Genomic DNA, 9,802 nt, shown 5'->3' on the forward strand with positions numbered 1-9,802 from the left:
GTCGCACCAGCACCGAGGAGAGACACGATGGCCAAGTACCTGCTGCTGAAGCACTACCGCGGCGCTCCGGCCCCCGTCAACGACGTGCCCATGGACAAGTGGACCCCGGAGGAGATCGCGGCGCACATGAAGTACATGGGCGACTTCGCGGCCCGGCTCGAGGAGACCGGCGAGTTCATCGACGGGCAGGCCCTCGCCCCCGAAGGGACGTTCGTACGGTACGACGGTGAAGGGCGGCCGCCGGTCACCGACGGCCCGTTCGCCGAGACCAAGGACCTCATCGCCGGCTGGATGGTGATCGACGTCGACAGCTACGAGCGCGCCGTCGAGCTGGCCGGGGAGCTATCGGCCGCGCCGGGTGCGGGCGGGAAGCCGATCCACGAGTGGCTCGAACTGCGCCCGTTCCTCACCGCGCCGCCCACCATCACGGAGTGAGCTCTGCCATGAACGAGGCGCTGCTCCGGAGCCTCACGCCGAGCGTGCTCGGCATCCTCGTCCGCCGCGGAGCCGACTTCGCGGCGGCCGAGGACGCCGTACAGGACGCGCTGGTCGAGGCGGTCCGTGTGTGGCCGGCCGGCCCTTCCGCGGACACGAGCAAGGGCGCCCCCGTCCGGGACCCCAAGGGCTGGCTGGTCACCGTGGCCTGGCGGAAGTTCCTCGACGCGACGCGGGCGGACGCCGCCCGGCGCCGGCGCGAGGATCTGGTCGAAGTGGAACCGGCCCCGGGGCCCGCGCCCGACGTCGACGACACGCTGCAGCTCTACTTCCTCTGCGCCCACCCGTCGCTCACCCCGTCGTCCGCGGTCGCGCTCACGCTGCGCGCCGTCGGCGGGCTCACCACCCGCCAGATCGCCCGGGCCTACCTGGTGCCGGAGGCGACCATGGCGCAGCGCATCAGCCGGGCCAAGCGCACGGTCTCCGGGGTGCGGCTCGACCAGCCCGGCGACGTCGCCACCGTGCTGCGGGTCCTCTACCTGGTCTTCAACGAGGGCTACTCCGGCGACGTCGACCTCGCCGCCGAGGCCATCCGGCTGACCCGGCAGCTCGCCACCGTGATCGACCACCCCGAGGTGTCGGGGCTGCTCGCGCTCATGCTGCTCCACCACGCCCGGCGCGCCTCACGGACCACGCCCGACGGCGGCCTGGTGCCGCTCGCCGAGCAGGACCGCGGCCGGTGGGACACCGGGGCGATCGCCGAGGGCGTCGGGATCCTCCAGTCGGCCCTGGCCCGCGACCGGATGGGCGAGTTCCAGGCCCAGGCCGCCGTCGCGGCACTCCACGCCGACGCACCCACCGCCGAGGAGACCGACTGGGTGCAGATCGTCGAGTGGTACGACGAGCTCGCCCGCCTGACCGACAGCCCGGTCGTCCGGCTCAACCGCGCGGTGGCCGTCGGCGAGGCCGACGGACCACGTGCCGGTCTTGCGGCGCTCACGGCGCTGGATCCCGCGCTGCCCCGCTACGCCGCCGTGGCGGCGTACCTGCACGAGCGTGACGGCGACCTGGCGACGGCTGCGCGGCTGTACGCCGACGCGGCCCAGAAGGCGCCGAACCTCCCCGAGCGCGACTACCTCACCCGCCGGGCCGCCCGCCTCAACGCCCTCGGGCGCGGCTGACGGGCCCCGCTCGTATCGACGGGCGGCAGGGGGATCGGCGCTGTGGCCGCCGCCCGCCTGCACGGGCAGGACCACAACGGGTGCGTGACCGGCCGCACGAGCCCGGTCGGCCGCCTCGACGTCACCGTGTGTAGGGGGCGGTGGTGAAGACGGCGAGGTCCGAGCGGCCGTCCGTGATCCACCAGTGGGTGGGCTGTTGGCCGTAGAGGGCGAAGATGCCGGCCGCCCCCCACTTGAGGACGATCTCGTCCTTGCCGTCGGCGTCGAGGTCCGTGCCCGCGTACAGCCAAGCGGCCCGGGCGTGTTCGCGCACCTTCGCGCCGTCGACACGGGCCGGCATGGTGCGTCGCAGCGTGCGCCGGTTCCGCACACCGGAGCGGTCGAGGCCGATCACCTCCGTCAACTCCTGTCCGAACCCGGAAGACCTGGGGCGCCGGTTGGCGGCCACGGCCAGCTCGTCGCGGCCGTCGCCGTCGGTGTCGGCGGCGGCCACGCCGCGACTGCCCGGGACGCGGAAGGCGACGGTCTCCCGGCCGCCGCCGAAGTGGACGGTGACCGTTTCGCGGACCGACGGCGCGGTGCCTTCGGTGTCGGGTTCGTTCTGGGAGGTTCCGTCGTCGGCGACGGCGAGGTCGCGGCTGCCGTCGCCGTCGAAGTCACCGAAGGCGAGGGCGTTGCCGGCGCGCAACTCCCGCCCGGTGGACGCTATGCCGTCCGGGCCGGCGGCAAAGTACAGGGAGCCGCTCTGCTCGCCGTCGTCGCCGTACTTCACCACCAGGCCGGTGGCCCGGCCGGCCGTCATCCGGTCGGCGACGGGCCGGCCCCGCTGCTGCTGTGCGAGGGGACGGCTGCCGGTGCGGGCCGGGCGGCCCGAGCGGTCGAACGGACCGTACAACAGGCTCAGCGAGCGGCCGGAGTCCAGCGCGAGGTCGGCATGACCGTCACCGTCGAAGTCGCCCGCGGCAGGCTCCGCTTCGCCGCGCCCGGACACCTCCGGCAGTGCGACACGGGTGGCTCGAAGGCCGGGCTCCGGGCGGCCCGCGGGGGTGCCCCATGCGATGTAGGGGTCGACCCCGGCCGGTCCGGCCGGATTGCGCTCGTTCCCGTCGCGCTCGCGGATCGCGGAGCCGACGAAGTCGGGGAAGCCGTCCCCGTCCAGATCGGCTGTGGCCACCCCCGCGATGTAATCGGGGTCCTGCTGTCCGGGGTCCACGGGGAAGCCGAAGTCGCTGCGGCCCAGCACCGTACGTACCTCCGGCTTCAGCCCGGCCCGCGAGCCGTACACGAAGGCGACCCGGGTGTCGGACCGGACGGGGATCTGGAGGTCGGGGTAACCGTCCCCGTTGACGTCGTCGGGAAGCTCGCCGCCCTTGCCCCGGGGGACGGGTGGGGACGCGGAGGGTGTGACGACGGCGAGGCCCGTCGCCGGGGGGCGTTCACGGGCGGCCGGCTGGTCGTCGCCGCACCCTGCGAGGAGCGACACGGCGACGCAGGCGGTGGCCAGGCGTCCGGGACTTCGTCTCATGGTCCACAGCAGACCTCTGCCCGGCCGACGGATCCACGGTCGGGCACCTCCTGTTACGGGACTGGGACGTACACCGCCATGCCGGCGGCGCGACCGTGCCACCGGGCTCCGGTACCCGGCCCGCCGACAGTCTCCGGAAGGGCCGGGCTAGGATCCGGGTCATGTCGCTGACGACGAAGGACGTGGACCGGTTCCAGGCCGCGAGGCCCCGTCTGGAGGCTGTCGCCTACCGCCTGCTGGGCTCCGTGAGCGAGGCCGAGGACGCCGTGCAGGAGACGTTCCTGCGCTGGCAGGCCGCCGACATCGAGCGCATCGACGTCCCCGAGGCGTGGTTGACGAAGGTGCTGACCAACCTGTGTCTCAACCAGCTCACGTCGGCCCGCGCGCGGCGCGAGTCCTATGTGGGCCAGTGGCTGCCGGAACCGCTGCTCGAAGGCGACCCGATGCTCGGCCCGGCCGACACCTTCGAGCAGCGGGAGTCGCTCTCGTACGCCGTCCTGACGCTCATGGAGCGGCTTTCGCCCAAGGAGCGGGCGGTGTACGTGCTGCGTGAGGCGTTCGGCTACTCGCATCGGGAGATCGCCGAGATCCTCGACATCACCGAGGCTTCGGGCCAGCAGATCCTCCACCGCGCGAGGAAGCACATCGCGGACGGCAGGACCCGCACCGAGATCGACGAGGCCGCCGCCCGGCGGATCGTCGAGGAGTTCCTGGCCGCGGCCACCAGTGGGCAGACCGAGCCGCTCGTACGGCTGCTCACCGCCGATGCCGTCGCGATCGGCGACGGCGGCGGGAAGGTCCCGGCCCGCGCCAGGGCGTTCGAGGGCGCCGTGGCGGTCGCGAAGTTCATGCGCGGCCTGTTCAAGCCCGCACGGTCCAAGCGCGCGCTGGCCGGCGGCTCGCCCGCCATCCACATGGCGAGCGCCAACGGCGGACCCGCCGTCGTGGCGGTGATCGACGGCCGGGTCATCGGCGTCATGTGCCCGGAGATCACCCCGGACGGTATCGCCGCGTTCCGCAGCCAGGTCAACCCGGACAAGCTCGGGCGCGCGACCGAGCGGTGGGCGGCCGCCGACCACGGGGAACCGCTGTTCCACGCCTTCTGACCGCGACGCCCGGAACCCCGGTCGGGATGTGAGCTGCTTCACATCGGGGTCGTGTCAGGAAACGGCGGGCTGCCCGGTTCAAGGGGTGAATCCGCGTAAGACACAGGGCGGAACGCGCAGACAGGAGCAGTCAAATGCAGCACCGCATCGTAGTCCTCGGCGCCGGATACACCGGAGCCACCGCCGCCGGCCGCCTCGCCAAGCGGCTGCACCGTGACGATGTCGCCATCACCCTCGTCAACGCAGAGCCCGACTTCGTCGAGCGTGTCCGGTTGCACCAGCTCGCGGCCGGCCAGGACCTGACCCCCCGGCCCTTCGACGAGATGTTCCGGGGCACCGGCGTGGAGCTGAAGCTCGCGCGGGTGACCGGCGTCGACGTCGACCGCAGGACCGTCGCCGTCGTCGACGCGACCGGCACCGCCGAGGAGTTGGCGTACGACACCCTCGTCTACGCCCTCGGCAGCGGCTGGAACGACCAGGGCGTGCCCGGCACCGCCGAGCACGCCCACGAGATCGCCGGCAGGGCGGGAGCGCTCCGGCTGCGCGAGCGTCTGGCCGGTCTGGACGCCGGGCAGCCCGTGGTCGTCGTCGGCGGCGGACTCACCGGTGTGGAGGCGGCGGCCGAGATCGCCGAGGCCCGCCCGGACCTCGACGTCGCCGTGGCCGCCCGCGGCGGTCTGGGCGACTGGCTCTCGGACAAGGGCCGCGGCCACCTGCGCAAGGTCTTCGGCGGGCTCGGCATCACCGTGCACGAGCACGTCGCCGTCACCGGCGTCGAGGCCGACCGTGTCATCACCGCCGACGGCGGGGCCGTCCCGGCCGCGGTCACCGTGTGGACCACCGGCTTCGCGGTCCACGCGATCGCGCGGGCCACCGCTCTGGAGGTCACCGACACCGGCCAGATCGTGGTCGACGGGACCATGCGCTCGGTGTCGCACCCGGACGTGTACGCCGTCGGGGACGCGGCCATGGCGATGGGCCCCGGTGACAAGCCGCTGCGGATGTCGTGCGCCTCGGGCACCCCCACCGCGTGGCAGGCCGCCGACGCCATCGCGGCGCGCCTGACCGGTGGGAAGCCGCCCAGGATCGCGATCCGCTACTTCAACCAGTGCGTCTCGCTGGGCCGCAAGGAAGGGCTGATCCAGTACGTCACCGCCGACGACCGGGCCGTCAACGCGGCCCTGACCGGCCGGCTCGCCGCCGTCTACAAGGAGCTGATCTGCAAGGGGGCGGCCTGGGGCGTCGCCAACCCGACCCTCGGGCTGCCGACTCGCCGCCGCCGCGTCGTCGTACAGGAGGCGGCCCCGGCCCGCTCGCCCTTCACGGCTTCGGCCTGAAGCGCACTGCGGCGGGCGCCCGACCCGGGCGCCCGCCGCACCGCTGTCCGGGCCCCGCGGGTCTCCTCTTCGCCCGGGCCGGCGAACGCCGTGATGCCCGTCACCCCCTCTCACCGGGGCGCCGGTGGGGGTGGCGCGCGGGGTGGGCGGTGTGGTTAGGGTCTGGTGAGTGCTTGGGAAGCAGGCACGCCCCGTAGCGTGATGGAGTGGGCGACGTGTGTCGCCCTTGTCGTGGTGTCAGGCGTGTGCCCTGCTCCGGTAAGCACTGCGGGCATCGGGTCCGCTGCCAGGAGGTCACGCATGACGCAGGAGAGCACAGTTGTGCCGTACGGGAGGACGGCGGCCGGGACGTCGACGGCCCCGCAGGCGCAGGAGCCCGTCGAGGAGCTGCGCGCCGAACTGGAACGCCTGCGCCGGCAGAACGCCGATCTGCGCGGCAGGGCCCGTACCCGTCCGGCGATCGCACTGGCCCAGGGCATCCTCGTCGAACGCTACGGCCTGCGCGAGTTCGACGAGGCGTTCGCCCTCATGCGGCAGGCCTCGCAGCACGCCAACATCAAGCTGCACCAGCTCGCCGACGCCCTGAGCCGTGTGCCCGGCCCCGATCCCGACGCGCACCTCTGGTTCCCGCGCCGGGCGTCCACCCCGCCTCCGCCCTTGCCCGGCGTCGACGTGGACCAGGGCGCCGGAGCGAACCAGGGCGCGGTACTGGGGGCGGCGTTGAGACGGGTCCTGACGATCGCCGGAACCCACATGGGCAACGTGCAGGTGGCCGATCGCTCGGGACTGCGCTTGGAGAAGCACACCGGTCATCCGAAGGAGTTCACCGACTTCTTCGCGTTCGTCGACGGACCCACGACGGCGTGCTCGCAGGCCGCCGCGGGGAAGGAACAGGTCACCGTCCGCGACGTGGCCACGGCGGAGGTGTTCGACGAGGACTCGCGCCGCACGATCCTGGAGGCGGGCAGCCGCGCGTGCCACAGCGTCCCGCTGAGCGACGGCCAGTCGGTACGGGGAGTCATCTCCTCCCATCACGCGCGCCCCTTGACCGGCTTCACCCGGCTGGAGATGCGGGCCCTCGAGGCCACCGGACAGGCGATGGGCCGGTGGCTGACGTGGCACCGCGACACCGTCGTACGGGACGCCCTCGAGGAGCTGCACCGCATCGCCCGCACCGCGGTCTGACCCTCACCGGGCGCGAGGCGGCGGTGCGCGCAGCCGAGCGGCGCCCGGACCGGCCCGGCGCCCCCTGTGACCTGACCTCGGCGGCCTGCACCCGGCCGCCGGCCCGGAACCGCGCGCGAGCGACGCCCGTCAGCCCACCAGGCGCCGACGCCAGTCGAGCGGGGTCACGTGCAGGGCCCGACCCGGGTCACCGTCCCAGTCGGTCCTCAGACCAACACCGTCGAGCGCGGCCACCACTTCACGGCCGACCGCCGCCGTGGTCTCCTCCGAGTCGTCGAAGCCGCCGAAGAGCAGCGTCAGACCGCGGCCGGCGGCGGCGGAGTCGGTGCACTGGGTGTGGAAGTAGACGAAGCCCCGGGTACCGGGTGCGACCTCGGCGCCGATCTCGGCGTCGCCGCAGGAACGGCAGCAGCTGAAGTTCTCCCTGGCCGTGATGCCCGCCTCCTCCAAGGCGGTGAAGGCGCGGGTGAGCCGCTCGGGGTCCGTCTCGCCCTGCCAGGCGGCCTGTTCCGCGACGCGCTCGAGCCACATCCGGTCGGCGAGCGCCTGCGCCTGCTCGCGCGAGACGGGCCGGTGGTCCTTTGTGACCAGGTACTCCTCGGCGACCTCGGCCAGTTCGGCACGGGAGGCGTAGCCGCCGACCAGCACCTCGCGGACGCGCTGCTCCAACTCCGCACGCTGGTCCGCACCGAGGTCGAGCGGCGGAACGTCGGGGGCCGGGCCCATGTCCAGCGGAGCCCATTCCACCCCGGCTTCCCAACCGGACTCCTGGCGTGCCCAGCCGGTCATCGCCGCTATCACGGCCTCCGCACTGTCGGTCATCGCCTGGAAGTGCCGGTCGGCGGAACCGTCGCGGTGCTCAAGTGTGTACGAGCCGCCGGTCTCGTGCCACACCTGGGTGAAGACGTCGGGCAGGTCGGGTATCCGCTGGACCACCAGGAAGCGGTCGCCGTCACCACCGATGCGCCGGACAAGCCCGGCCAGCTCGTCGACGGACACGCGGACGTGCCGTTCCCAGTTCTCCGTCTTCACCGCGATCTCCAGCATGCCCAAACTCTCCCACACGCCTCTGACAACGGAGGGCCCGTGCCGAATCGCGCCCGGTGCGGGGGCCGGTGCCTTGTCGAAGGCGGCGTAGCTCCGGTGGTTCCCGCCTCCGCGCCGCCGGACGAGTGCGACAGCGGCATGAGAGTGTCGACAGGCCGTTCTGCCCGCGAGCCGGTCGTTCCAGCCGCAACGGTGGACCTCCGGAACCAACCTGGACGCCGCGCAGGCACTCGAACCCGTCCTGGTCGCCGGACGGTTGGTCATGATCTTCGGCGAGCCGTTCGGCCAGGGTCTCGGCATGCACAACGTCCACCAGAACCAGGGTGACCCGCTCGGCAGCCAGGGGTGGGACGAGAACGGCATCCGGCAGGACCGAGCGACGACGGCCCGACGGCCCGACGGCCGTTTCGACGTGTTCCTCCCCAGGCTCTCCACTCAGGCCGACCGCACGGACGGCGACGGTCACCCGGCCTGGACCTCGCCGACCTGCCTCGTCGGCCGCGCTGCCCGTCTTACGGACAGTGGCGCGAGCGAACGACGCCCGGGCCGCTCAGGGCTGTGGGGACCGTCGGCCTTCGTCCCGGACCTCCACTGGGACAGTGCGCTCCTGCCGCACCTCCTCCACTCCGCGGGGGAGACGCGCGCACGGTGCCCCCCGCTGGTCATCAGCGCGTCCACCGGTGCCATGGGGTCGCCGGCCATCGTCTTGGCCAGCAGTACGCCGACCGCAAGCGGCAGCAGGGTCGCGGCCAGGGCCGTGCCGGTGCTGGTGACGTGATGCATGGTGATGCGCCGGGACGCGTCGGGAATCATGGTTCCCATTCCAGCGGCGGGGGAGTGGCGGGGCATCGGACGACGTACTCAGTTCGTCCGGCTCTTCGTACTCAGACCTCGGTGGCGTGGAACCGACGGTTCGCCCGGGAGGCCAGGCACCGTCGCCGTGTGCGGGGAGGCGCGGAACTGCCGCTGCCGACTGCCGCCGCGTCCGGGGCCGGAGTCCTACCGTCGGTTTCCGGCGGACAGCGGCGGAGTGGCCGCGGCTGCGCCTCTTCGCAACGGGAGTGCCCATGAAGAAGAACCGGCTGGCAGCAGGCGGCGCCGCGGCGGCGATCGCCGTCGGCATCGCTGTCGCGGCGGCGGCGCCGGCGAGCGCCGCCACGGCCGAGCGGATCGGCTCCGTACAGGAGCTGCAAGCCCACGTGGCGAAGGCGGTCGCCCTCGAGTCGACGCAGACGGGCACGCTCGGTGACCCGGTCGGCCAGAAGGTCGCCGAGTCGGTCGAGAGCTGACGGCGGTGGGCACCGTGGGAGTCGCGCGACGCGACGGTTGCGAGAAGGGGCCGGAACAGGATCCGGTCACCTGGTGTCCCAGCGGGACCGCGGACCGGCCGGAGTCGCAGGTGCTCGGCGTGCGGTCCGGTGAGGACGGGCAGGTCGTGTACCTGGACCGACCGGTCCCGGCCGCCGAGGTGCTGGGCGTGGTCCCGGCGGGCATCGAGCCCACTCGCGTGCTGAGGTTCGCCTCGCACTGCGTGTCCGCGTGCGCGCACCGGCGGGGCAACGACTGCACGCTCGTCGAGCGGGTACGGACGCTGCCGCCGGCTCGCGAGGAGCGATCGGTCCCACGGTGCCACCTGCGCGGACGATGCCAGTGGTGGCAGCAGGCAGGGGTCTCCGCCTGCCACCGGTGTCCGGCCGTGAGCACCGCGACCTTCCGTGAGGACACCCTCGCCACCCTGGTCGCGGACCCGGCGACCACGCCGGAACAACTGAACGCCTGGATCGCCGCCTCGCCGGACGGACCCGAACCCCCAGCCGGGCCCGACGGTCCGGAAGGCCGGGCGAAGGGGCACACGGCGAACGCTGGTACGGCACGCTGATCCGGCCCCCGCCGGTGCCCGCTGCCCAGTCCGACCGGCGGCGCCACAGCGGCACGACAACTGAATGGTCAGTACGGCCGGTGCGTCCGGGGAGAAGACTTCCCCGG

General features: G+C 73.3%; 10 protein-coding genes. 8 read left to right on the forward strand and 2 right to left on the reverse strand.

From position 1 onward, the window contains the following. Positions 1 to 27 precede the first annotated feature (27 nt). Both ACWGH0_RS24685 and ACWGH0_RS24690 read left to right on the forward strand, forming a co-directional pair. Positions 28 to 435 (forward strand): YciI family protein, encoded by a 408-nt coding sequence (locus tag ACWGH0_RS24685; protein WP_453406400.1) that lies wholly within the window; start codon positions 28 to 30, stop codon positions 433 to 435. Positions 436 to 443: 8 nt separating this feature from the next. Continuing rightward, positions 444 to 1,616 carry an RNA polymerase sigma factor gene (locus ACWGH0_RS24690; RefSeq protein WP_453406411.1) on the forward strand — a complete coding sequence of 391 codons (1,173 nt, stop codon included), beginning with the start codon at positions 444 to 446 and terminating at the stop codon, positions 1,614 to 1,616. 121 nt (positions 1,617 to 1,737) lie between these two features. Here the strand turns inward: ACWGH0_RS24690 and ACWGH0_RS24695 are convergent, their stop codons facing one another. Next, positions 1,738 to 3,141, reverse strand: coding sequence for an FG-GAP repeat domain-containing protein (locus ACWGH0_RS24695; RefSeq protein ID WP_453406401.1), 1,404 nt, complete (start codon positions 3,139 to 3,141; stop codon positions 1,738 to 1,740). A gap of 161 nt (positions 3,142 to 3,302) precedes the next feature. Here ACWGH0_RS24695 and ACWGH0_RS24700 point away from each other — a divergent pair, with 161 nt between their 5' ends. From ACWGH0_RS24700 to ACWGH0_RS24710, 3 genes are all read left to right on the forward strand, one after another. Next, positions 3,303 to 4,247 carry an RNA polymerase sigma-70 factor gene (locus tag ACWGH0_RS24700; RefSeq protein ID WP_453406402.1) on the forward strand — a complete coding sequence of 315 codons (945 nt, stop codon included), beginning with the start codon at positions 3,303 to 3,305 and terminating at the stop codon, positions 4,245 to 4,247. A 134-nt stretch (positions 4,248 to 4,381) separates the two neighbouring features. Next, complete coding sequence (locus ACWGH0_RS24705) at positions 4,382 to 5,584, forward strand: NAD(P)/FAD-dependent oxidoreductase (RefSeq protein ID WP_453406403.1); 1,203 nt, start codon at positions 4,382 to 4,384, stop codon at positions 5,582 to 5,584. A gap of 300 nt (positions 5,585 to 5,884) precedes the next feature. Further along, a complete protein-coding gene (locus tag ACWGH0_RS24710) occupies positions 5,885 to 6,769 on the forward strand; it encodes an ANTAR domain-containing protein (protein ID WP_453406404.1) in 885 nt (294 codons plus the stop codon). Positions 6,770 to 6,898: 129 nt separating this feature from the next. Here the strand turns inward: ACWGH0_RS24710 and ACWGH0_RS24715 are convergent, their stop codons facing one another. Next, on the reverse strand, positions 6,899 to 7,816 hold the full coding sequence (locus tag ACWGH0_RS24715; protein ID WP_453406405.1) for a DUF6891 domain-containing protein: 918 nt from the start codon (positions 7,814 to 7,816) through the stop codon (positions 6,899 to 6,901). A 160-nt stretch (positions 7,817 to 7,976) separates the two neighbouring features. Between ACWGH0_RS24715 and ACWGH0_RS24720 the strand changes: the two genes are divergently transcribed. The 3 genes from ACWGH0_RS24720 to ACWGH0_RS24730 all read left to right on the forward strand — a co-directional run bounded on the left by ACWGH0_RS24720 (position 7,977) and on the right by ACWGH0_RS24730 (position 9,695). Continuing rightward, on the forward strand, positions 7,977 to 8,594 hold the full coding sequence (locus ACWGH0_RS24720; protein WP_453406412.1) for a DUF2278 family protein: 618 nt from the start codon (positions 7,977 to 7,979) through the stop codon (positions 8,592 to 8,594). Positions 8,595 to 8,883: 289 nt separating this feature from the next. Next, the gene (locus tag ACWGH0_RS24725; protein WP_453406406.1) at positions 8,884 to 9,105 is read left to right on the forward strand and encodes a hypothetical protein; all 222 of its coding nucleotides are present in this window, start codon (positions 8,884 to 8,886) and stop codon (positions 9,103 to 9,105) included. 14 nt (positions 9,106 to 9,119) lie between these two features. Continuing rightward, positions 9,120 to 9,695, forward strand: a complete 576-nt coding sequence (locus ACWGH0_RS24730; RefSeq protein ID WP_453406407.1) for a hypothetical protein — start codon at positions 9,120 to 9,122, stop codon at positions 9,693 to 9,695. Positions 9,696 to 9,802 lie beyond the last annotated feature (107 nt).

This window comes from Streptomyces sp. NPDC054887, from assembly GCF_053610585.1.

Excerpts from the sequence above, each read along its gene's own strand:
- ACWGH0_RS24685 (WP_453406400.1), top strand. The coding sequence starts at position 28 with ATGGCCAAGTACCTGCTGCTGAAGCACTACCGCGGCGCTCCGGCCCCC.
- ACWGH0_RS24690 (WP_453406411.1), top strand. The coding sequence starts at position 444 with ATGAACGAGGCGCTGCTCCGGAGCCTCACGCCGAGCGTGCTCGGCATC.
- ACWGH0_RS24695 (WP_453406401.1), bottom strand. The coding sequence starts at position 3,141 with ATGAGACGAAGTCCCGGACGCCTGGCCACCGCCTGCGTCGCCGTGTCG.
- ACWGH0_RS24700 (WP_453406402.1), top strand. The coding sequence starts at position 3,303 with ATGTCGCTGACGACGAAGGACGTGGACCGGTTCCAGGCCGCGAGGCCC.
- ACWGH0_RS24705 (WP_453406403.1), top strand. The coding sequence starts at position 4,382 with ATGCAGCACCGCATCGTAGTCCTCGGCGCCGGATACACCGGAGCCACC.
- ACWGH0_RS24710 (WP_453406404.1), top strand. The coding sequence starts at position 5,885 with ATGACGCAGGAGAGCACAGTTGTGCCGTACGGGAGGACGGCGGCCGGG.
- ACWGH0_RS24715 (WP_453406405.1), bottom strand. The coding sequence starts at position 7,816 with ATGCTGGAGATCGCGGTGAAGACGGAGAACTGGGAACGGCACGTCCGC.
- ACWGH0_RS24725 (WP_453406406.1), top strand. The coding sequence starts at position 8,884 with ATGAAGAAGAACCGGCTGGCAGCAGGCGGCGCCGCGGCGGCGATCGCC.